The organism is Phenylobacterium sp., from assembly GCF_030693805.1.
GTDB lineage: Bacteria > Pseudomonadota > Alphaproteobacteria > Caulobacterales > Caulobacteraceae > Phenylobacterium.
In genome coordinates this window covers 1-20,818 of record NZ_JAUXZW010000281.1, presented here as the reverse complement: position 1 = coordinate 20,818, position 20,818 = coordinate 1, and the positions used below count along the sequence as shown (strand labels likewise).

20 protein-coding genes, 1 tRNA gene and 1 pseudogene are annotated in these 20,818 nt (G+C 66.9%); 10 read left to right on the top strand and 12 right to left on the bottom strand.

All coding sequences use genetic code 11. The annotated features are described in order from the left end of the window. Together Q8M88_RS10885 and Q8M88_RS10880 are read right to left on the bottom strand one after the other, a co-directional pair. Positions 1–330, bottom strand: a pseudogene (locus tag Q8M88_RS10885) (SPOR domain-containing protein); the annotation flags it as partial. Positions 331–494: 164 nt separating this feature from the next. After that, positions 495–1,673, bottom strand: coding sequence for a deoxyguanosinetriphosphate triphosphohydrolase (locus Q8M88_RS10880; RefSeq protein ID WP_305597179.1), 1,179 nt, complete (start codon positions 1,671–1,673; stop codon positions 495–497). Between the two features lie 81 nt (positions 1,674–1,754). Here Q8M88_RS10880 and erpA point away from each other — a divergent pair, with 81 nt between their 5' ends. The 3 genes from erpA (at position 1,755) to Q8M88_RS10865 (ending at position 3,743) form a co-directional block, all read left to right on the top strand. After that, complete coding sequence (gene erpA, locus Q8M88_RS10875; RefSeq protein WP_305597178.1) at positions 1,755–2,087, top strand: iron-sulfur cluster insertion protein ErpA; 333 nt, start codon at positions 1,755–1,757, stop codon at positions 2,085–2,087. A gap of 123 nt (positions 2,088–2,210) precedes the next feature. Next, on the top strand, positions 2,211–2,990 hold the full coding sequence (xth, locus tag Q8M88_RS10870; RefSeq protein ID WP_305597177.1) for an exodeoxyribonuclease III: 780 nt from the start codon (positions 2,211–2,213) through the stop codon (positions 2,988–2,990). Between the two features lie 54 nt (positions 2,991–3,044). Beyond that, positions 3,045–3,743, top strand: coding sequence for a hypothetical protein (locus Q8M88_RS10865; protein WP_305597176.1), 699 nt, complete (start codon positions 3,045–3,047; stop codon positions 3,741–3,743). Between the two features lie 43 nt (positions 3,744–3,786). On the opposite strand, the gene ilvD is transcribed toward Q8M88_RS10865, so the two are convergent. The 3 genes from ilvD to Q8M88_RS10850 form a co-directional block, all read right to left on the bottom strand. Next, entirely contained in the window at positions 3,787–5,520 is a 1,734-nt protein-coding gene (gene ilvD, locus Q8M88_RS10860) for a dihydroxy-acid dehydratase (RefSeq protein ID WP_305597175.1), read from the bottom strand. Between the two features lie 102 nt (positions 5,521–5,622). After that, on the bottom strand, positions 5,623–6,099 hold the full coding sequence (locus Q8M88_RS10855) for a glutathione peroxidase (RefSeq protein WP_305597174.1): 477 nt from the start codon (positions 6,097–6,099) through the stop codon (positions 5,623–5,625). A 35-nt stretch (positions 6,100–6,134) separates the two neighbouring features. Beyond that, positions 6,135–7,058 carry a Gfo/Idh/MocA family protein gene (locus Q8M88_RS10850; RefSeq protein WP_305597173.1) on the bottom strand — a complete coding sequence of 308 codons (924 nt, stop codon included), beginning with the start codon at positions 7,056–7,058 and terminating at the stop codon, positions 6,135–6,137. A 133-nt stretch (positions 7,059–7,191) separates the two neighbouring features. Here Q8M88_RS10850 and Q8M88_RS10845 point away from each other — a divergent pair, with 133 nt between their 5' ends. Next, complete coding sequence (locus Q8M88_RS10845; RefSeq protein WP_305597172.1) at positions 7,192–8,193, top strand: NADP-dependent oxidoreductase; 1,002 nt, start codon at positions 7,192–7,194, stop codon at positions 8,191–8,193. Between the two features lie 3 nt (positions 8,194–8,196). Here the strand turns inward: Q8M88_RS10845 and Q8M88_RS10840 are convergent, their stop codons facing one another. After that, entirely contained in the window at positions 8,197–8,535 is a 339-nt protein-coding gene (locus Q8M88_RS10840) for a copper-binding protein (protein WP_305597171.1), read from the bottom strand. A gap of 124 nt (positions 8,536–8,659) precedes the next feature. On the opposite strand from Q8M88_RS10840, the gene Q8M88_RS10835 reads away from it, so the two are divergent. After that, on the top strand, positions 8,660–9,559 hold the full coding sequence (locus Q8M88_RS10835) for a cobalamin biosynthesis protein CbiG (RefSeq protein WP_305597170.1): 900 nt from the start codon (positions 8,660–8,662) through the stop codon (positions 9,557–9,559). A 10-nt stretch (positions 9,560–9,569) separates the two neighbouring features. Here the strand turns inward: Q8M88_RS10835 and Q8M88_RS10830 are convergent, their stop codons facing one another. The 6 genes from Q8M88_RS10830 to glmU all read right to left on the bottom strand — a co-directional run bounded on the left by Q8M88_RS10830 (position 9,570) and on the right by glmU (position 16,894). Beyond that, positions 9,570–10,013: a hypothetical protein gene (locus Q8M88_RS10830; protein ID WP_305597169.1), complete on the bottom strand. Its 444-nt coding sequence runs from the start codon at positions 10,011–10,013 to the stop codon at positions 9,570–9,572. A gap of 430 nt (positions 10,014–10,443) precedes the next feature. After that, positions 10,444–11,841, bottom strand: coding sequence for an MATE family efflux transporter (locus Q8M88_RS10825; protein ID WP_371132679.1), 1,398 nt, complete (start codon positions 11,839–11,841; stop codon positions 10,444–10,446). A gap of 95 nt (positions 11,842–11,936) precedes the next feature. Beyond that, the gene (locus tag Q8M88_RS10820) at positions 11,937–13,316 is read right to left on the bottom strand and encodes a class II 3-deoxy-7-phosphoheptulonate synthase (RefSeq protein WP_305597167.1); all 1,380 of its coding nucleotides are present in this window, start codon (positions 13,314–13,316) and stop codon (positions 11,937–11,939) included. 92 nt (positions 13,317–13,408) lie between these two features. After that, on the bottom strand, positions 13,409–14,791 hold the full coding sequence (gor, locus tag Q8M88_RS10815; RefSeq protein ID WP_305597166.1) for a glutathione-disulfide reductase: 1,383 nt from the start codon (positions 14,789–14,791) through the stop codon (positions 13,409–13,411). Positions 14,792–14,834: 43 nt separating this feature from the next. Beyond that, the gene (rpiA, locus tag Q8M88_RS10810) at positions 14,835–15,518 is read right to left on the bottom strand and encodes a ribose-5-phosphate isomerase RpiA (protein ID WP_305597165.1); all 684 of its coding nucleotides are present in this window, start codon (positions 15,516–15,518) and stop codon (positions 14,835–14,837) included. Next, on the bottom strand, positions 15,515–16,894 hold the full coding sequence (gene glmU / locus Q8M88_RS10805; protein WP_305597164.1) for a bifunctional UDP-N-acetylglucosamine diphosphorylase/glucosamine-1-phosphate N-acetyltransferase GlmU: 1,380 nt from the start codon (positions 16,892–16,894) through the stop codon (positions 15,515–15,517). The genes rpiA and glmU overlap by 4 nt, the downstream gene beginning before the upstream one ends. Positions 16,895–17,054: 160 nt before the next feature. Between glmU and Q8M88_RS10800 the strand changes: the two genes are divergently transcribed. The 5 genes from Q8M88_RS10800 (at position 17,055) to Q8M88_RS10780 (ending at position 20,717) form a co-directional block, all read left to right on the top strand. Continuing rightward, positions 17,055–17,129, top strand: a tRNA-Val gene (locus Q8M88_RS10800). A 237-nt stretch (positions 17,130–17,366) separates the two neighbouring features. Then, complete coding sequence (locus tag Q8M88_RS10795) at positions 17,367–18,734, top strand: DUF6538 domain-containing protein (RefSeq protein ID WP_371132677.1); 1,368 nt, start codon at positions 17,367–17,369, stop codon at positions 18,732–18,734. 46 nt (positions 18,735–18,780) lie between these two features. Beyond that, on the top strand, positions 18,781–19,122 hold the full coding sequence (locus tag Q8M88_RS10790) for a type II toxin-antitoxin system RelE/ParE family toxin (protein ID WP_305597162.1): 342 nt from the start codon (positions 18,781–18,783) through the stop codon (positions 19,120–19,122). 16 nt (positions 19,123–19,138) lie between these two features. Continuing rightward, a complete protein-coding gene (locus tag Q8M88_RS10785; RefSeq protein WP_305597161.1) occupies positions 19,139–20,254 on the top strand; it encodes a HigA family addiction module antitoxin in 1,116 nt (371 codons plus the stop codon). Then, a complete protein-coding gene (locus Q8M88_RS10780; protein WP_305597160.1) occupies positions 20,217–20,717 on the top strand; it encodes a hypothetical protein in 501 nt (166 codons plus the stop codon). The genes Q8M88_RS10785 and Q8M88_RS10780 overlap by 38 nt, the downstream gene beginning before the upstream one ends. Positions 20,718–20,818: the final 101 nt, after the last annotated feature.

Sequence of the window (20,818 nt, the reverse complement as noted above, 5' to 3'; positions counted from 1 at the left end):
GGTGAAGGTCGGCGACACCGGCGTCGCCGGCTCTCCGGCCTCGGACTTGTAGATCTGCAGCCCCGCAGCCGCGTCCTGCGGCTGGGCGTCGGCTGGTGCAGGCGCGGTGATCTCGCCCACCGGCACGCCAACCGTCCGTGGGGCTTCGCCAGCCTGCCGCACGCCGGACCGGTAGAACGCGACGATGGCGATCGCCAGCAGCACCAGCACCACGCCGCTGGCGATCAGGGTCAGCGGCAGCGGCCGAGACCCCCTCACCGGCTGGCGCGCGTCGAACGACAGCGGCGAGTCGGTGGGCGGGGTGTAGGCGCCGCGATCTTGGTCGCTCATCGCGAAGGCTCCGAAACGAATGGCGGCGCGATCCGGGCGAATCACGCGTGCGCAGGCATGCAGTCTACCGAAGCGGCGCCGCGTTCGAACCGCCCCTTTGCGACCAATCGTCCCTCTGGGGACGCTGGCGGCCCGGGCCTTGCGGAACAGGCCCGGAGCGGGCCCTAGTTCCAGACCTCGAGGTGGAACAGCTTGCGGTGCTCTTCGATGGCGAAACGGTCGGTCATCCCCGCGATGTAGTCGCACACCACCTGGGCCGGCCCGTCCTCGTCGCGCTTCTGCGACCGGGCGAACCACTCCGTCGGCAGGACGTCGGGTTCGGCCATGAACAACTGGAACATCTCGGCCAGAATACGGCGGGCCTGGCTGCGCGTCCGATTGACGCGCCAATGGCGATACATCCGCTCCATCAGGAAGCTGCGCAGCCGCGCCAGGTCTTCAGCCATGTCGCGGGAGAAGCCGACCAGGGCGTGGTCCAGGTTGCGCACGTCCTCGACCGAGGCCACGCGGCTGTCGGCGGCCCGACGGCGGGTCTCGGCCAGCACGTCGCCGACCATCGCCCCGATCATCTCGCGCACCGCCTCCAGCCGTTGAATCGACGGGTCGGTGTCGGGGTATCGGCGTTGGACGTCGTCCAGGATCGGACCGATCAGCGGCACGTCCAGCAACTCGGACAGACCGAACAGCCCGGCCTGCACCCCGTCGTCGACGTCGTGGTTGTTGTAGGCGATGTCGTCGGCGATCGCCGCGACCTGCGCTTCGGCCGAGGCCCAGCCGTCTAGCCGCAGGTCGAACTCCGAATCGAACGCCGCGATCGCCCGCCACGACGGGCGGTTCAGGCGGTCGGACACTGGACCGTTGTGCTTGATCACGCCTTCGAGCGTCTCCCACGTCAGGTTCAGGCCGTCGAAGCGCGGATAACGGCGCTCCAACCGGGTGATCACCCGGAATGTCTGGACGTTGTGGTCGAAGCCCCCGAAGTCGCTCATCTGGCGCTCCAGTTCATCCTCGCCAGCGTGGCCGAACGGCGGGTGGCCGAGGTCGTGGGCCAGGGCGATGGTCTCGGCGAGGTCGGCGTCGAGCCCCAACGCCGTGGCCAGGGACCGCGCGATCTGCGCCACCTCCAGCGAGTGCGTCAACCGGGTGCGAAAATTGTCGCCCTCGTGGGCCACGAAGACCTGGGTCTTTTCCTTAAGCCTGCGGAAGGCGGTGGCGTGGATGATGCGGTCGCGGTCGCGGGCGAATGGCGTGCGCGTCGCGCTCTCGGCCTCCGGGAATCTGCGTCCGCGCGATCGGGCGGGGTCTTCGGCGTAGACGGCGCGGGGGGTCGGCATGACGGCCATGGAACCGATCTGGCTAGAGGCCTCTTGGTCGAAGCCGGTTGTGATCACATATAGAACAGGCCAAGGTTTGGTTTAACGCACATGACAACACAGTCCGTCACCCTCTCCCCCTCGGCCGCGCGCCGAATCCAGGCGCTCGGCATGACCGAGGGGCGCCCGCTGAAACTGCGTGTCGCCGTCGAAGGCGGCGGCTGCTCGGGATTCCAGTACCAGTTCGATCTGGTCGAGGATGTCGAGCCGGACGATCTGGTGGTCGAGCGCGATGGCGCGGCGGCCCTGGTGGACGTGGTCTCGCTAGCCCTGCTCAACGGTTCGGAGATCGACTACGTCGACGAACTGGCCGGCGCGGAATTCAAAATCCGCAACCCGAACGCCAAATCCAGCTGCGGCTGCGGCGTCAGCTTCTCGATCTGAGGTCATCCTCGGGACCAGCCCGAAGATGACGGGCGGTGATGGGGCAAGCGAATCGCCCCTGCCAGTGGCGCGCCCTCGCTGCGGCGCCTAAGAAGGTCGGGTAGAGCCTAGGAGCACCGGCCCATGCGAATCGCCACCTGGAACGTGAACTCGGTGAACGCGCGGCTAGAGACCGTGCTGAAGTGGATCGAGGAGGCGAGCCCCGACGTCGCTTGCTTCCAGGAGATCAAGTGCGTCGACGAGAAGTTCCCCGCCGAGGCTTTTGAAAGGCTTGGCTATAACGTCGCCGTCCACGGGCAGAAGTCCTACAACGGCGTCGCCATGCTGTCGAAGACGCCGCTGGAGGATGTGCGCCGAGGTCTGCCCGGCGAGGATGAAGACGACCACGCCCGCTACATCGAAGCCGTGGTCTCCGGACCGCAACCGGTGCGGGTCGCCTCGATCTACCTGCCCAACGGCAACCCCATCACCACCGACAAGTTCGCCTACAAGCTGCGCTGGATGGAGCGGCTGAACGCCCACGCCCGCGACCTGCTGGCCCTGGAGGAGCCGCTGGCCCTGGTCGGCGACTACAACGTCATTCCCGAAACCCGTGATGCGGACCGGCCCGACGCCTGGGTGGGCGATGCGCTGTTCCAGCCGCAGAGCCGCGGCGCCTTCCGGGCGCTCAAGTGGCTCGGCCTCACCGACGCTTTCATGGAGATCGACGGCGCGCCGGAGACCTACACCTTCTGGGATTACCAGGCCGGCGCCTGGCAGCGGAACAACGGCATCCGCATCGACCACGCCCTGCTCTCTCCCCAAGCCGCGGACAAGCTGATCGGCTGCGTGGTGCACCGCGACGTGCGCGGCTGGGAAAAGCCGTCGGATCACGTGCCGGTGGTGGTCGAGTTCGACCTTTGACTCGCACGGCCGCCTTGCTTCTCGTCGGCGTCGAAGCGGGCTAGCGTTGCAGGCATGAGCGAAATCGCCCGCCTCCTGCTGCTGCTCCTGCTGGCGGGCGCGGCCCTCACCGCGCTGGGGGCCGCCGCCGTCTGGTGGATGGAGGAGGAGCGCCGCCTGCGCCGGGCGATGCGCCGCGTGCTGGGCGGTGAGGCCGATGCGGTGGTGATCGCCCACGGGCGCGGTCGCGCGGCGGGATTCAACTTCACCTCAGGGTCGGTGGCGGTGGCCTGGGATGTCGGCGCCTGGTGTCTGGTCTACCGGATCGACGAGTTGGTCGGCGCCGAGCTGATCGTCGACGGCCTGGTCACCGCGCGCGCCTTGCGCGACGAACCGCGCCGCGCCCTGGACGAGATCGCCGGCATGGCGAACGAGGTGGTGCTGCGGCTGGTGTTCGACGACGTGCGCCACCCCGACTTCGAGCTGGAACTTTGGAACGACGACGGCGTCACCCGCAAAGGCGGCCCCGCCACCGCGGCCAAGGCCGTACAGGAGGCCAATCGATGGCTGGCCCGGGCCGAGGCGATCCTGCGCCGGCACGCAGCCTGGCGTGAGGGGCCCGCCCCTGTCCGGCCGCCACAGGCGCCGCCGCCGCCGATCCCTCCCGAAGAGCAGCCAGAGCTGTTCGAGGAACCGGAGCCGGCCGACGCGCCGCCCTGGGATGAGCCCGGCGACGATCTGGACGAGGGCTTCGACGACGAACGCAGGTCCTGATCCATCCGCCCGGCACCACGGCCGGGCAGGCGGACAAAGCGTGTCAAATGTCGGCGTAGACGTGACGCTCGGCCACGCCGCCTGGATGGGTCACCGCGCCCAGATAGGCCGGTCCGACGGTCTGGGAGAACTTCCAGATGGCGCCGGTGGCGTAGTCTGTGACGCGCGGCTTCCAGTCCCGCGCCCGATGCTCCAGCTCGATCGGGTCGACCTCCAGGTCGATCGTGCCGGCGTCGCAGTCGATGTTGATGATGTCGCCGTCGCGCACCAGGGCGATCGGGCCGCCGGCCTGGGCTTCCGGGCCGATGTGGCCGATGCACAGGCCCCGCGTGGCGCCGGAAAAGCGGCCGTCGGTGATCAGGGCGACCTTGTCGCTGATGCCCTGACCATAGATCGCCGCCGTGGTCGACAGCATCTCGCGCATGCCGGGGCCGCCGCGGGGGCCTTCGTAGCGGATCACCAGCACGTCGCCGGGCTTGTAGTCACGCGCCTCGACGGCAGCGAAGCAGGCTTCCTCACCGTCGAACACCCGAGCCGGGCCGCGGTGCTTGGTGTGGCCCAGGCCCGCCACCTTGACGATGCCGCCCTCGGGCGCGAGCGAACCCCAGACGCCGACCACGCCGCCCGTGGGCGAAAGCGGGTTGGAGACCGGGCGGATGACGTCCTGGTCCTCGTTGAACACCACGCCTTCCAGGTTCTCACGCAGGGTCTTGCCGGTGACGGTCATGCAGTCGCCGTGGATCAGGCCGGCGTCCAGCAGGGTGCGCAGCAGGATGGGCATGCCGCCCGCCTCGCCCATCTTTTTCGCCGGATAGCGACCGCCCGGCATCAGGTCGGCGAGGTAGGGCGTGCGGCGCATGATCTCGGCCACGTCGCGCAGGGTGAAGGAGATCCCCGCCTCATGGGCCATGGCCGGCAGATGCAGTCCGCCGTTCGTGGAGCCGCCGGTGGCCGCGACCACGACCGCGGCGTTCTCGAAGGCCTCGCGGGTGCAGATGTCGCGCGGGCGGATGTTGCGCTCGATGAGTTGCATCACCGCCTTGCCGGTGGCCACAGCGTAGGCGTCGCGGTCGAGGTAGGGCGCCGGCAGCGCCGACGACAGCGGCAGGGCGAGGCCGATCGCCTCCGACACGCAAGCCATGGTGTTGGCGGTGTACTGGCCGCCGCAGGCCCCGTCGCCCGGACAGGCGTGCTGCTCCAGGTCGCACAGGTCCTCCAGGCTCATGGTCCCGGCCGAGTGGGCGCCGACGCCCTCGAAGATGTCCTGCACGGTGACTTCCTTGCCGCGCCAGACGCCTGGCAGGATCGAGCCGCCATAGAGGAAGGCCGAGGGCACGTTGAGGCGCAGCATGGCCATCATCATGCCGGGCAGCGACTTGTCGCAGCCGGCGACCCCGACCAGGGCGTCGTAGGAGTGCCCTCGGATGGTCAGCTCGACCGAGTCGGCGATCACCTCGCGGCTGACCAGGGAAGAGCGCATGCCCTCGTGGCCCATGGCGATGCCGTCGGTGACGGTGATGGTGCAGAACTCGCGCGGCGTGCCGCCTGCAGCCTTCACGCCTTCCGACACCGCGTGCGCCTGGCGCATCAGCGAGGTGTTGCAGGGCGCGGCCTCGTTCCAGCAGGACGCCACGCCGACGAACGGCTGGTTGATCTCACGGGTGCCGAGACCCATCGCGTAGAGGTAGGAGCGGTGCGGCGCGCGCGACGGCCCCTCCGTCACGTGGCGGCTGGGCAGCTTGGACTTGTCCCAAGTTCCGTCCGGGTTCCTGGTCATGAAGGCGCCTCCGAGAAAGAGCCGTCTTCCCTAACGGTCGCGCGGATGGGCGCCAAGTGACGCGCCGAACTTGCGAACCGTCCGCAAATCCGGCGCGCGCCGTCAAAGCGCTTGCTTGACCGCGGCGACAACGTCCGGGTCGAGAGGATCGGTGCGCGAGCCGAAGGCGCGGATCAACTGGCCGTCCTTGCCGACCAGGATCTTGTGGAAATTCCACGCCGGCACGGCCCCCTCGCCCAGTCCGGCCTCAGCCCATTTGTAGAACGGGTGCGCGCCCTCCCCCTTCACCTCGACCTTGGCGGTGATCGGGAAATCGACGTCGTAGGTGAGCGCGCAGAAATCCTGGATTTCGGCCTCGGTCCCCGGCTCCTGGCCGGCGAACTGGTTGCAGGGCACGCCCAGCACCACCAGCCCCTGGTCGCGGTAGTCGCGATAGAGCTTCTCCAAGCCTTCGTACTGCGGAGTCAGGCCGCACTTGGAGGCGGTGTTGACCACCAGCATAGGCTTGCCTTTGAAGCTGCTCAGCGGCAGCGGCCCGCCGGCGATGGCGTCGAACCCGTAGTCGTATGCATCAGGCATGGTCAGCTCCTTGTCCCCACCGACCGTAGACCCGATCAGCCCTGCTCCTCCAGGGCTTGTTCGATCGCCAGCGCCAGGTCGAGCGCGCGCGTGGCCTCGGCGGCGGTGACCTCTGGCCGGGGGGCGTCGCCGCGCACGGCGTTGAGAAAGCTCTCAACGCTGGCGCCGAGCGTGTCCTTGACGGCGGGAGCCTCGGCGAAGTCGGGGTCCAGCGGCCAGCCGGTGGTGTTGCGGAAGGCTCGTGAGACGAAGTCGATCTCCACCTCGCCGGCGGCGTAGACCACCCGCATGGTGCGCTTGCGCTCCGGCGCCATCCGCGAGACGTCGAAGGCGGCCGTGAAACCGTCGGCGAAGGTCACCTCGGCGCGCGCTGCATCCCAGCCGCCGCTGTAGTCCCTGACCCCCTCGCCTTCCGCGGTGACCGCTTCGGACGGCGAGAGCGCCAGCGCCAGGTCGAGGTCGTGGATCATCAGGTCCAGCACCACCGAGACGTCGAGGCTGCGGTCGGAAACCGGCCCGTGGCGCACCGCCTCCAGCCGCAGCGGCGGCTCGGGCGCGTCGAACAGGCCGATGGCGCGGAACAGCACGCGCTCCTGATGGCCGCAGGCCACGACCAGGTCGCGCTGCGCCGCCAGCGCCTGGATGCGCTCGGCGTCGTCGAGACTGACCGCCAGCGGCTTCTCCACGTAGATCGGCTTGCCGGCGGCGAGTGCGGCCAGCGCATGCTCGCCATGCAGCACCGCGGGCGAGGCCACGGTGACCACGTCCACCGCCGCGAAGAACGACGCGAGGTCGCCGAAAGCCCGCCCACCGAGCGGCATGGCCAGGGCCGCGGCGCGCTGGGCGTCCACGTCATAGACCGCCGAAAGCACAGAGCCCGGCAGCGACGCATACTTGCGAGCGTGGTGGGCGCCGAACACCCCTGCGCCGATGACGCCGCCTCGCAGGATCTGTGACATGGATTCGCGCTCCGCAACCGCCGCGGCCGAGCGCTAGCACGGCCGGGGCGGCGGCGGCAAAGTGGCGCGCCGCCGCGCGTCGAGCGTATGGTCGCGCAACATCCAGGAACAACACTCAAGGGAAGGCTGCGCCATGACCACGACGCGCGAGATCCACCTGGTCGGCCGCCCGTCCGGCGCGCCGACGCCGGACCTTTTCCAGATCACCCAGGTAGAGCTGCCTGATCCCGCGCCAGGCGAGGTGCAGGTGCGCAACCGCTGGATCTCGGTCGATCCCTACATGCGCGGCAAGATGAACCCGGGCGGTCCAGCACCCTATGGCCTGGGGACTGCGATGGCCGGGCGCGCGGTGGGAGAGGTGACGGCGTCCAATGCCCAGGGCCTTGCGGTGGGCGACTGGGTGTTCGGCGACTACGGCTGGCGCGAAGGCTACAACGCGCCTGCCGACAAGCTCGAGAAACTCACCTTGCACGGCCTGCCGCCGCACGCGTTCCTGAGCGGCGCGGGCGCGCCGGGCCTCACGGCCTACTCGGGCCTGCTGCGAACCGCCGAGATGAAGCCAGGCGATGTGGTGTTCGTCTCCGCCGCGGCGGGCGCGGTGGGCTCGATGGCCTGCCAGATCGCCAAGCTGCGCGGCCACACCGTGGTCGGCTCGGCCGGCGGCGAGCGCAAGCTGAGGTTCCTGGTGGACGAGCTCAAGATCGACGCGGCGATCGACTACAAGCAGGCGCAGGGCTCTCTCGCCCAGGCGCTGCGGCATGCCGCGCCAAGCGGGATCGACGTCTATTTCGAGAACGTCGGCGGCGAGCACCTCGAAGCCGCCATCGACTGCGCCAAGCCCGGCGGCCGGGTGGCGATCTGCGGCATGGTGTCGACATACAACGCGGCGACCCCGCCGCCTGGGCCCCGCAATCTGATGCAATCGATCGGCAAAGGCCTGACCCTGCGCGGGTTCAACGTGAGCCAGCATATGGATATGCGCGGCGAGTTCCTGGCCGAGGTCGCCGCCTGGCATGCCCAGGGCAAGCTTAGATTGACCGAGACCGTGGCCGAGGGGCTGGAAGCCGCCCCTGATGCTTTCATCGGGCTGTTCCGCGGCGAAAACCTCGGCAAGATGCTGGTGCGGGTGGGCTAGCCCCTACCGCGCCTTCACCTCGGTGAGTACAGGTTCCGGCTTCCAGTCCTGGTAGTTGAAGGCGACGCGCGCGCCGGGCTCCAGCGGCGCCTGGGCGGCCACGTCGCCGTACAGGCGGAAGGTGTTGCGGCCCGCGGGCAGCCCGCCTTCGACCGCTTCGTGGTCGATGACCAGGGTCCGCAGGCTGACCTCGGCGACCGTGCCAACGCCGCTGAGGACAGGCCCGGTTGGCGCGGGGTCGGCGGCCTTGGCGGATGGGGCCTTGGGCGCGTCCTTCGACGGCTCTGCGCCGCAAGCCGCCAGCAACAGCGTCGCTGCGAGGCTCAGGACCAGGGTTCTCACGAATCGTAACTCCTAACGGGCGTCCCGCCATGGTAACGGCGCAGACGCGGTTGTGAACGCTGCGCCATTGGCCGGTTTCGGCGGAACCGTTACAAGCCGCAAGTCTGTGCATGGGAGCCCTATCATGGCGCCGCGTCTTTTTAGCGCCTACGTCGTCGTCGACTGGAGCGCCGCGGCCAAGCCGTCGACGGGGCCGGACTCCGTATGGATCGGCGTGCTCAAGCGCGACGCTCGCTTCCGCATGCACTTCGAATCCCACAACCCGCCGACGCGCGGGGCCGCCGAGAAACTGCTCGCGAGCGTGCTGGACGACCTGAAGAAGCGCGGCGAGCGCGCGCTGGTCGGCTTCGACTTCCCGTTGGGCTTCCCGCGCGGGTTCGCGAGCGCACTGAACCTCGCGGGCGACGCCCCGTGGCAGGCGGTCTGGACGCAGATCGACCGGATGGTCAAGGACAAGGCCGACAACACCAACAACCGCTTCGGCGTCGGCGCGGAGATCAACCGGCGGCTGACCGGGGGCCCCTTCCCGTTCTGGGGCTGCCCCCCCAAGGACACGCTGACCACGCTTCAGCCGAAGCGTTCGCGCCCGCACGGACCGGACGACCTGCCGGAGTTCCGCCACGCGGATCTCGCGGCCAAGGGCGCGGCCTCGATCTGGAAGCTCTATTACAACGGCTCGGTGGGCGGCCAGGCGATCCTCGGCATCCCGGCGGTGCGCCGGCTCAAGGCCGCGCGCGGCGATGCGCTACGCGTGTGGCCATTCGAGACCGGCTACCGCGCGCTGAGCGCCGCCGACCTCGACGGCGTCGAGGTGGTGGTGGCCGAGGTCTATCCTTCGTTGATCAAGGCCCAGCCGGCGACCGGAGAGGTCAAGGACCTGGCCCAGGTGCGCGCCACCGCCGAGCACTTCGCTCGCCTCGACGAGGCCGGCAAGCTGGGCGCCGCCTTCGCCCCAGCCAAGCACACGGCCCCCGACACCGTGGTCGACGCCGAGCTCGAGGAAGGCTGGATCCTCGGGGCTTAGAGGCTGCGCCTCACGGGCAGACCGTCGAGAACGGCCGCAAGACGACCATTGGCTCGGCGAGGTCGCTGTATCTGGCGAGCGATGGTGACTCTCCGACCCTTCTGAGCGTCGCGACGAGCGACATGTCAGGCTTGATCGTAAGACGCAGCAACCAACTCTCCGTTGGCGGTCGCTCGAGCCTGGGAACCTCGTAGTGATGATTGCAAAGCCCGCTCGTAATGCTCAAGGTCGGGTAAGCTGGGATCGCTCCCGTCAGCAGGGTTCTTGAGCGCCCAGGTTGAACGGTCACGCTCCTGGCCCTGGGCTTTTCCGCCACGGTCTCCAGTTGCAGCGTCACGATCCGATCGGTGGCGTTAGTGAAGATGAACTGGCTCGGCAGCGCACAGCCCGCCAGCAAGCCCAAGAGGGCCACAAACGCCGCGGCTCGCGCGACGGTCACTTGCGCGAAGGCCATGGCCGCGGCGGCGTCGACTTCGGACCCGCCTCGTTCCAGTTATGATCTCCGTGCCAGCGGCGGTCGAGCAGCAACCCCGCCAACCCTCCAAACAGATTGGATGGCAAATATAGAGGCCCCAGTACTTCGCCCTGTCGAGTATGTGCGTCTTCGGGGCCTACGCCCGACCGCCTTCGATAGCGCTGAAGCGACTGGAGTTCTCGCGGCGACATAAACTCGACGCTCGGTAGGCCGGAAAGAGATCGTTCACGTGGCATTGGATCGCCCTGGCGGTGGCTGGGATGCCGCGCCCGATCGCGGGCGACGCGCAAACAAACGCTGCCATAGCTTCTCGATTTGATCAAGAACAAACCAAGAACACACGCGCGCGCGACCTTCCGCCGCCAACGCAGCTTAGGTTACGACTTCATCGGCACGTGCTGCGTGGAGGTCAGAGCGGCTTCGGGGCCAAAATCCAGAAGCGTCCCAGCAGCAAGCCGGCCGCGATGAAGCTGGCGATGATCACCGCCCACACCATGCCGATCAGGCCGAACCCCGCGGGGATCGTCAGCCACCAGGCCAGCGGCATCATGATCAGGATGTAGCTCGCCATGTGGGTGATCGCCGGCATCAACACGTCGCCGCGCGCCCGCAACGCGTGCGCGACCACGACCTGCACGCCGTCCGCCAGGAAGAACAGGCTGCATAGCGCCAACGCCGGCGCCGCCATGGCGATGACCGCCAGGTCGGTGGTGTAGGCCGACACCAGCAGGCTCGCGAACGGCAACACTACGAGCGACACCGCGACGCCGAAGGCGGCCGTGACCGCAAAGCCCACGTAGGCCGCGCGCAGCACGCCCGGGCGGTCACGCGCGCCATAGGCGTTGCCGACCAGGACCGCCACCGCCGTGGCCAGGCCCAGCGGCACCATGAACACCACGCCGATCACATTCAGCACGACCGCCCATGCGGCGACCGACAAGGTGCCGACCCAGCCGGCGATGACGTTCAGCGAGGCGAAAGACGAGACCTCGAAGAAATTCGAGGCGCCGCCGCCGTAGCCGATCCGCCGCTGCTCGCGCTCCAGCCCGCGTTCGCGCGGCGCGCGGCGGAACACGCCAAGCTCGCGCGCCTCGGGCAGGAGGGCGACATAGACCACCAGCGATATCAGCAGCACGGCGCGGGCGCCGAACGTCGCCCAGGCGGCCGCCACCGCGCCGACGACCGGCAGCCCGGACGTGCCCGGCACCAGCCAGAGCAACAGGATGACATTGACCACATTGGCGAGCCACATGGTCGCCATGGACGCCATCGGCCTGGCCAGCGCCTCCAGCCAGAACGAGAAGGCGCACGAGACGATGTAGGTGGTGAGCGAATAGCTGAAGACGACGGCGGCCTGGCTCGCGCCCTCGGCGAGATCGGGCTCCAGGCCAATGGCGCGCAGGCCGGGTGGTGCGCCGACGACAATGATCACGGTCGACGCCATGCCGATCCAGAAGGCGTAGACAACGCCACGGCGAAGCACAGCGCCGGCCTCGGCCCGCCGACCTTCGCCGATAGCGCGCGCGGTCATCACCTGAACGCCCATCAGCAGACCGACGGCGACCGTCAGGGCCACCGAGGCGGGGGCCCAGGCCAGGGCATGATAGCCAAGCTCGCGCGCGGAATAGCGGCCGACGACCACCGCGTCGGCCAGACCCATGACCATGATGCCCAGCCGCGCCATGACCACCGGCCAGGCCAGGGTCCACAAGGCCGCCAGTTCGCCTCGTACATCCGTCGGGCGGATCGGCTCACCGGGCTGCAGGAAATGCGTCGAAGGCTTAGTTTCGGTCGAACTTTGCGTTATTTTTTATACCGAACCCCATCCAGACCGCAGGAATACAGGCCTGGACAGGGAATTTCACCCAAAAAACGCCGATCAGCGCTGTTCGGCGTCCGGCCTCAAATCGCCGCGTGGCGGACCATCTCGACGCGCTCTTCCTTGAGCTTCTCGGCGACCAGGAAGGCCAGCTCCAGCGCCTGCTCGCCGTTCAGGCGGGGATCGCAGTGGGTGTGGTAGCGGTCGGCCAGGTCGCCCTCGGTGAGCGCGCGCGCGCCGCCGACACATTCGGTGACGTTCTGCCCGGTCATCTCCAGGTGCACGCCGCCAGGATGCACGCCCTCGGCCTTGGCGATCTCAACGAAGCTCTTCACCTCCGACAGGATGCGATCGAAGGGCCGGGTCTTGTAGCCGTTGGCGGCCGTCAAGGTGTTGCCGTGCATGGGGTCGATCGCCCAGACCACGTTGCGCCCCTCGCGCTTGGTCGCCTGCATCAGGCCGGGCAGCCGGTCGGCGATCTTGTCGGAACCGAATCGGCCATACAGGGTCAGGCGGCCGGGGATATTGTCGGGGTTCAGCGCGTCGACCAGCCGCAGGAGTTCGTCGCCCTCCAGCGTCGGCCCGCACTTCAAGCCGATCGGGTTCCTGATGCCGCGGAAGAATTCCACGTGCGCCCCGTCGAGCTGGCGGGTGCGTTCGCCGATCCACAGCAGGTGGGCCGAGGTGTCGTACCAGTCGCCGGACGTGGAATCGACGCGGGTCATGGCCTCTTCGAAGCCCAGCAGCAGGGCCTCGTGGGCGGTGAAGAACTCCACGCGATGCAGGTCGGGCTGGCTCTCCGGCGTCACCCCGATCGCGGCCATGAAGGTCAGGGCCTCGGTGATTTTTTCCGACAGCTCGCGGTAGCGCGCGCCCTGCGGGCTGTCGTCGACGAAGCCCAGCGTCCAACGGTGGATGTTGTAGAGGTCGGCGTAGCCGCCGCCCGCGAAGGCGCGCAGCAGGTTCAGCGTCGAGGCTGACTGGCCGTAGGCCTTCAACAGGCGTTCCGGGTCGGGCCGGCGGCCGTCCTCGGTGAACTCCATGGCGTTGATGTTGTCGCCACGATAGGACGGCAGGGTCACCCCGCCGATCGTCTCGGTGGCCGAGGAGCGCGGCTTGGCGAACTGGCCGGCCATGCGGCCCACCTTCACCACCGGCTTGCCGCCGGCGAAGGTCAGCACCACCGCCATCTGCAGGATCAGCCGGAAGGTGTCGCGGATGTTGTCGGCGTGGAATTCCTTGAAGCTCTCGGCGCAGTCGCCGCCCTGCAGCAGGAAAGCGCGGCCCGCGGCCACTTCGCCCAGCATGTGCGTCAGCTGGCGCGCCTCGCCGGCGAACACCAGCGGCGGCATGCCGCGCAAGGTCTGTTCAACCTGAGCCAGCGCCCCAGCGTCCGGATAGTCCTCCGGCATGTGCTTGCCGGGCTTGGCCCTCCAGGAGTCCGGCGTCCACTGCTTGGTCATTCGTAATCACTCCGCACCCGCACGCACCCTCGCGGCGGGCGAAAACCGCGCCTTCTAAGCCGATATGCGTGCGAAAAGCGAGCCGCGTCGCGTCAGGCGACGGCGCCCAGGTCGGCCGGCACGAACTTCTCGCGCATGGTGACCAGCTCTTCGGCGAGCGTCGGGTGCACGGCGCAGGTGCTATCCCATTGGCTCTTGGTGACGCCCATCTTGATCGCCACGGCCGCCATTTGGATGATTTCCGGCGCATCGGGCCCGACCATGTGGCAGCCGACGATCTTCTGGCTGGACGCCTCCACCACCAACTTGATCAGGCAGCGCTCGTCGGCGCCGGCGAACGTGTATTTCATCGGCCGGAAGCGCGACAGGTAGATGTCCACCTTGCCCAGCGCATGGCGTGCGTCGGCCTCGCTCATGCCCACCGAGCCGATCGGCGGCTGCGAGAACACCGCCGAGGCGACCATGTCGTGGTCGAAGCGGGTCGGACGGTCGTAGAACACCGTCTCGGCGAAGGCCGCGCCCTCGCGGATCGCCACCGGCGTCAGGTTGATGCGGTCGGTGACGTCGCCCACCGCCCAGATGTTCTCGACGTTGGTGCGTGAATAGTCGTCGACGGCGATCGCCCCCTTTTCATTCACCGCCACGCCAGCGGCCTCCAGGCCCAGACCTTCGACATAGGGCTCGCGGCCGAGCGCGAACATCACCACGTCACTCTCCAGCGCCTGGCCGCTGACCATGTGGCTGACTAGGCCGGACGCGGTCTTCTCGACGCGGGCGTGCTGACAGCCCAGCACAACCTTGATCCCGCGCTTCTCCATCTCTTCCGCAGCGTGGGCGCGGACGTTGTCGTCAAAGCCGCGCAGCAGGTTCGGGCCGCGGTGAACCAGCGTGGTGTCGACGCCCAATCCGTTGAAGATGCCGGCGAACTCTACGGCGATGTAACCACCGCCGGCGATCACGATCCTCTTGGGCAGCTGCGCCAAGTGGAAGGCCTCGTTTGACGAGATGGTGTGTTCAAGCCCAGGAAGTTCGGGCGGCGACCACGGCCGCCCGCCGGTGGCGATCAGGATCTTGTCGGCCGTGACCTGGCCATGGCCTTCCAGCGCGACGGTGTGGGCGTCGGTCAGCCGCGCCTTGGCGTGGACCAGCTCCGCGCCGGCGTTCTGCAGGTTGGTGACATAGATCCCCGACAGCCGGGCGATTTCCTTGTCCTTGTCGGCGATGAACGCGGGCCAATCGAAACGGCTCTCGCCGATGCTCCAGCCGTAGCTCTCAGCCGTCTTGAAGTGATGCGCGAACTCGGACGCATAAACCATGAACTTCTTTGGCACACAGCCGCGGATCACGCAGGTGCCGCCGACGCGATGTTCCTCCGCCACGCCGACGCGCGCGCCGGACATCGCCGCCAGCCTGGCGGCGCGCACGCCGCCCGAGCCTGCACCGATTACAAACAGGTCGTAGTCGTACTTGGCCACCGACAGCTCCGTGCTTCATGGCGCGCCGGATAGGCGCGCAGCCTCAAGGTTCGAGGGTCAGCACGCCCTTCGGCGTGCCCACCAGGGCCTGGTCGGCGAGATCGAGGAACAGGCCGTGGTCGACCACCCCGGTGACGCTCTTCAACGCGTCGGCCAAGGTCGCCGGGTGCTCGATCCGCCCGCAGGCCGCGTCATAGATAAGGTTGCCGTTGTCGGTGCGCACGGCCTCGCCGTCCTTCATGCGCAATCGCGGCGCGACGCCGATGTCGCAACTGACCAGCGCATCGCAGATCCGCAATGCGGTGGTCGCATGCCCGAACGCCACCACCTCGATCGGCAGCGGGAAGGCGCCCAGCAACGCCACCTGCTTGGCGGCGTCGGCGATCACCACGCAGCGGGCCGAAGCCTCCCACACCAGTTTCTCGCGCAGCAGGGCCGCGCCGCCGCCCTTGATCAGCGCCAGCCCAGGCCCGATCTCGTCGGCGCCGTCCACGGTCAGGTCCAGGCGCGACACCTCACCCAGTTCGGCCAGCCTCAGGCCCAAGGACGTCGCCAGATCCGCCGTCGCCTGCGAGGTCGGCACGCAACGCACGTCCAGCTTTCGCTCGGCCAGCGCGCGCACGAACCAGGCCGCGGTCGAGCCGGTGCCCAGCCCCACCGACATGCCGGCCTCGACCAGGCCCGCTGCGGCCTCGCCGGCGGCGCGCTTCTCCTCGTCTGCGCTCACGACTTGGCCTTCGCCGCGATGCGACGCGCGCGGAAATCGGCGGCCCAGCCGGGCTTCTCGACCTGACGGCCGCGGGCGAGCGCCAGGGCGTCTGGCGACACGTCATCGGTGATCACCGAGCCGGACCCCACATAGGCCCCCTCACCCACCGTGACCGGCGCCACAAGCGCACTGTCCGAGCCGATGAACGCCCCCGCGCCCACATGGGTCTGGTATTTGCCGTAGCCGTCGTAGTTGCAGAAGATCACGCCGGCGCCGATGTTCGCTCCCGCCCCCACCGACCCGTCGCCCAGGTAGGCCAGATGGTTGGCCTTGGCGCCCTTGCCCAGCGCCACGTTCTTCACCTCGACGAAGTTGCCCACGTGGGCTTGCTCACCGATGTCGGCGCCGGGGCGCAGCCTGGCGTAGGGGCCGACGATGGCGCCTTCACGCACCCGCGCGGCCTCCAGATGACTGAAGGCGCGGATCTGCGCGCCGGTCTCGACGACGACGCCTGTGGAGAACACCACGAACTGTTCGACGCCCGCGCCGGCCGCGATCTGGGTGTCCCAGCTGAAGTGCACGCTCTCCGGCGCCGGCATCGCCACCCCTTCGGCCAGGAAGTGCGCGCGCCGGCGCTGCTGGAAGATCGCTTCAGCCGCGGCGAGCTGAGCCTGGGTGTCGCAGCCCATCACCGCGCTCTCCGGCGCCATGCTCGCGCGCACCAGCACATCCTCGGCGACGGCCAGCTTGACGATGTCGGTGAGGTAGAACTCGCGCTTGGCGTTGTTGTCGTCCACGCGCGCCAGCCAGCCGAACAGCCGCCCGTGATCGGCGGCGTACATGCCCGCGTTGCAGGTCTTCACCAGGGCTTCTTCGGGTTTCGCCTCGCGTGGCTCGACGATCCGGATCACGTGTCCGTCGGCGCCCTGGATCAGTCGCCCGTACAGCAACTGATCGCGCGGCTCGAACCCCACCAGAGCCACGCCCGCGCCTTCGGCCAGCAAGCCGAACAGCGGCGCCAGATGCTCGGGCTCGACCAGAGGGCAGTCGCCGTTGATCACCAGCACCTCGCCGTCGAAATCGGCCAGCCGCCCCTTCGCCGCCAAGACCGCATGCGCCGTGCCCAGCGGCTGGTCCTGCACAGCGATGGCGGCTTCGCCCAGCCGGCGGGCGACGTGATCACGCACCTGACCGGTCGCGCCAGTCACCACGACGATGCGCTCGCATCCGGCCTGCTCGACGGTGTCGATCACGTGGTCCATCAGCGTGCGCCCGCCCACCTTGTGCAGCACCTTCGGCGTCGGCGACTTCATCCGCGTCCCCTGGCCGGCGGCCATGATCACGGCGGCGCGCGGCCGGGGCGGCTGGAAGGACGGGACGGCGCTGTGCGGCATGGCGGGCCTTGCGAGTCGAAGAGGCGATGCGATCTTCGCGGCGTTTAGCCGAAACGGCGAGCGGTTTCGAATCGCGCGCGCCGGGCCGCCTTGCGCCTTGCCCCGCGCCGGGCGTCGAGCTATAGGCCCAACCCTTCGCGAGCCAGCCTCGCGACCCGGCGGATGCGTAGCTCAGCGGGAGAGCACCTCGTTCACACCGAGGGGGTCACAGGTTCAATCCCTGTCGCATCCACCATTTTTCTCTAAGCCTTTCAGACGCTTACGGTTTCTCCCCATCGGGGAGCCGCCTGAGCCTGTTTGCTGCACCAACGTGGTTCACAATCGTCCCTCCGACGATGGGTCAACACGTTGTGTCGAAAGGGGTTTTAGTCCCTCGGGCTGCTGCACCAGTGTGGTTCACAAACCGTCCCAAACGGCTCCTTCACCGTCGTCTCGGTCGCACGCACAATTGGGGCGCCGACACTCGGGCCTGATGGTCAGGGGGAGGGTCTTCTATCTTCGGCTAAGAGTGCCGAGATCGTTGGAGAAGACGGTCGGGCGGACACACCTGTGGCGGTCGTTGGGGACGGCCAACAAGGCCGAGGCCATCAGGCAGGCTCGAATCGTCGCCTACGATCTTGAGGTGGCCCTGCGGGGCGAAGCTGAACCCCGCACAGATCGCCCTCAGATCGTCCCTGAAGCCCTTCAGGTGGCTGACGCGACCGTCGAGCCCCCCTGCCCGCAAAAGCCGTCAGAGAAGAGCCTGCGGACGCTTCTCCCGATCTTCCTGAACGACGCGACCAAAGTGCGCGGCGACAAGGTTCGGATGATCTACAACCACACCATCCCCATCGTCGGCGAGGTGCTGGGGATGGATACGCCGTTGCGCTCCATCGACCGCGAAGCCTGCCGCCGGTTGATGGACATGCTCCGATGGCTACCGACCAACAGCAAGAAGCGGTTCCCCAAGATGACCGCCATCCAAGCCTCCGAGATGGCCAAGGCCAAGAAGCTCACCTCGACGCTGGGCTATGCGGCGATCAACTCGTATCTGAAGTGTCTCAGCGCGCTGATGAACTTCGCCGTCAACGAGGGCTATATCGACCGCAACCCTGCCAAGGGTCTTCGGGTCGTCGATCCGAGGCATCGCCGCGACCGGCGCCTCCCATTCTCGAACGACCAGCTTCGAGCGATCTTCCACGCCCCTCTATATCGAGGCTGCGTGGACGACGAATACGGCTACGCCGACATTGGCTCCGCGCGTCCGCGCCGCGCCCGCTTCTGGGTGCCGCTCATCGCTCTGTTCTCGGGGATGCGGATGAACGAAATCTGCCAGCTTGATGTCGCTGACATCCGTCGTGTCGATGGGGTGGACTGCTTCCTCATCACCAGCCGTTCGACCGGCGGCGGCGACGACAAGAAAGTGAAAACTTCGACGAGCGAGCGGTTCGTCCCCATCCATCCGCGCCTCACCGAGATCGGCTTCATCGACTTCGTGGATGAGCGTCGTCGGAGTGGCTCGATGAAGCTATTTCCCGAACTGCCCCTCTCGACCACAGGCTACTACTCCGATCCGTTCTCAAAGTGGTTCAGGCGGTTCATCCACAAGGCTAAGGCGACCCGTCCGAAGACGTGCTTTCACAGCTTCCGGCACTGCTTTCGAGATGCGCTGCGGGAAGCCCGGATCGACCACGACGTTGCGCTCGCACTTGGCGGATGGGCATCGGCCTCGGGCAAGGATGGAAGTGACGTGGCTGCGGCCTATGGCCGAGGCTATCGAATCGCAACACTTGCTGACGCGATAGCCAAGGTCAGTTATCCGGGCTTAGACCTCGCGCACCTTTCCATAACCCACTGTTGAATCGTGCAAATTCAGCGTTCTTTACACTTGGTGTAAAGATGGTATTTTGCGTTTGCAAGACACAGGCTGGGGCGTTCAGGATGTGGAAGAAATGGAAGTCGAGTTTGGGGACGACGATTTAGATCGGTTGGAGATCGACCCCAAGGAGACCCTTGGGTTCGCTCAGGCCGTGGTTAGAGGCTACCGAAAGGTGATGCAGCAAATCCGGGCCGCCGCAGACGAACGCGACTTCTACGAGATGCGGAGTTTGCATTTCGAGAAGCTGCAAGGCGCCCGGTCTCACCAACGGTCAATGCGGCTCAATAAGCAGTGGCGGCTGATTGTTGAATACGTCGAACGAAATGGCCGCCGAACAATAAGAGTAGTCGCAATTGAAGACTACCACTAAGCGCAGGGCGAGTTAGATGGAACGTATAGCAGCAGAGGTGTTTCCTCCCGGCGAATTCCTCCGTGATGAATTGGAGGCGCGCGGATGGACGCAAGCCGAATTCGCGGAGATTATTCGCCGCCCCGCTCGTTTGGTGAATGAGATCATCGCGGGGAAGCGCGGTGTCACGCCCGAGACTGCCCGCGAACTCGCAGCAGCGTTGGGAACAACACCCCATTTTTGGATGAATCTTGAGAGCGCGTATCAGCTTTCGCAAACCTCGCCGCCCGCAGATGTGATCGCGCGCGATGCGAGGTTGAGAGAGCGATTTCCTGTCAGAGAGATCACGAAACGGGGCTGGGTCGAGGCATCCCCAAACTTTGAGGTTTTCGAGAGCCGGGTCCTTTCCTTCTTTGGCGTGAAAGCGGCGGACGAGCCTTTCGAGTTTGCTCACGCTGCTCGACGGACCAACAGCGACATTCCGCCGATCCAGAAGGCGTGGCTTTGTCGTGTTCGCCAACTTGCCTCGGCTTTGCAGGTTCCGCGTTATACTGAGGCTGGGCTTAGGACCGCCGTCGCTGAACTCGAAGCTCTCATGGTGGAGCCGGAAGAAATCAGACATGTGCCGCGCATTCTAAACGATTGCGGCGTGCGCTTCGTCGTTGTGGAGCCCATCCCCGGCTCGAAGATTGACGGTGTTTGCTTGTGGGTGAACGACGGCACTTCGCCCGTTATTGGCATGTCGCTGCGTTTGGATCGCATCGACAATTTTTGGTTCGTGCTTCGCCATGAGATCGAGCATGTGCTTCGGGGCGATGCGAAGGACGCTCCTATTCTCGATGAGCTTGATAATTCCGAGGAAGATCAGAGACCGGAAGAGATCGCGGCCAATGATGCGGCCAAAGCGTTTTGTGTGCCTGAAGCCGACATTAAGGACTTCATAGCTCGCCTACACCCGATCTACTCGGAAGAGCGACTGCGAGGATTCTCGCGTCTTTTGAAGCGGCACCCCGGAATTGTGGCCGGACAACTACGGAGGCGTATCAACAGATACGATCTGTTCTCCCGGCACCTTGTGAAGGTTCGTCAGTTTATCACTCAGTCGGCCCTTACCGATGGGTATGGACAGCGCGTTTCTTCTAATTTGGACTGAAACGAAGATGGCAAACTATACAAAGCAACTTCAAAAGATCGTCGCCGAATATCGGCTTTCCGGCCAAAGCTGGCCCGCCTCAACAAAGAGCATCGCCGATTGGGCCATCGGCTCCGGGCGATGGTCCTTGCCCGCCTCCGCAGCGGCACAGAAGTGCGCGGAGGACATCAGCCGGGCGATGCGGGAAGAATACGCCACCGACGCAAAAGGTAGGCGTGTCCGCATCAAGCATCCGGCGAGCCTCAAGCGCGGAACGGAGCAATTGGTCTTATGGGACGACATCCGCACGGCACCCCGAAGTCATATGCTGCTGTCTTTCCAGCAGCGTAGGCAGCAAATCGTCGGCGACTGCCGCCAACTGAAGACTGACGTGGATAGCTACAACGACGCGAAGCAGGCGGAAGACCCCATCCAGATGATCTTCGATTTTTCGAGAGACCTCGCAGAGTTGGAGGCAGCTTAGGCCCGACCGTCTTCTCCAACGATCTCGGCACTCTTAGCCGAAGATAGAAGACCCTCCCCCTGACCATCAGGCCCGAGTGTCGGCGCCCCAATTGTGCGTGC

Bases quoted from the DNA above. Each gene is read 5' to 3' on its own strand.
- Q8M88_RS10880 (WP_305597179.1), bottom strand. From the start codon at position 1,673: ATGGCCGTCATGCCGACCCCCCGCGCCGTCTACGCCGAAGACCCCGCC.
- erpA (WP_305597178.1), top strand. From the start codon at position 1,755: ATGACAACACAGTCCGTCACCCTCTCCCCCTCGGCCGCGCGCCGAATC.
- xth (WP_305597177.1), top strand. From the start codon at position 2,211: ATGCGAATCGCCACCTGGAACGTGAACTCGGTGAACGCGCGGCTAGAG.
- Q8M88_RS10865 (WP_305597176.1), top strand. From the start codon at position 3,045: ATGAGCGAAATCGCCCGCCTCCTGCTGCTGCTCCTGCTGGCGGGCGCG.
- ilvD (WP_305597175.1), bottom strand. From the start codon at position 5,520: ATGACCAGGAACCCGGACGGAACTTGGGACAAGTCCAAGCTGCCCAGC.
- Q8M88_RS10855 (WP_305597174.1), bottom strand. From the start codon at position 6,099: ATGCCTGATGCATACGACTACGGGTTCGACGCCATCGCCGGCGGGCCG.
- Q8M88_RS10850 (WP_305597173.1), bottom strand. From the start codon at position 7,058: ATGTCACAGATCCTGCGAGGCGGCGTCATCGGCGCAGGGGTGTTCGGC.
- Q8M88_RS10845 (WP_305597172.1), top strand. From the start codon at position 7,192: ATGACCACGACGCGCGAGATCCACCTGGTCGGCCGCCCGTCCGGCGCG.
- Q8M88_RS10835 (WP_305597170.1), top strand. From the start codon at position 8,660: ATGGCGCCGCGTCTTTTTAGCGCCTACGTCGTCGTCGACTGGAGCGCC.
- Q8M88_RS10830 (WP_305597169.1), bottom strand. From the start codon at position 10,013: ATGGCCTTCGCGCAAGTGACCGTCGCGCGAGCCGCGGCGTTTGTGGCC.
- Q8M88_RS10820 (WP_305597167.1), bottom strand. From the start codon at position 13,316: ATGACCAAGCAGTGGACGCCGGACTCCTGGAGGGCCAAGCCCGGCAAG.
- glmU (WP_305597164.1), bottom strand. From the start codon at position 16,894: ATGCCGCACAGCGCCGTCCCGTCCTTCCAGCCGCCCCGGCCGCGCGCC.
- Q8M88_RS10795 (WP_371132677.1), top strand. From the start codon at position 17,367: ATGGTCAGGGGGAGGGTCTTCTATCTTCGGCTAAGAGTGCCGAGATCG.
- Q8M88_RS10785 (WP_305597161.1), top strand. From the start codon at position 19,139: ATGGAACGTATAGCAGCAGAGGTGTTTCCTCCCGGCGAATTCCTCCGT.
- Q8M88_RS10780 (WP_305597160.1), top strand. From the start codon at position 20,217: ATGGGTATGGACAGCGCGTTTCTTCTAATTTGGACTGAAACGAAGATG.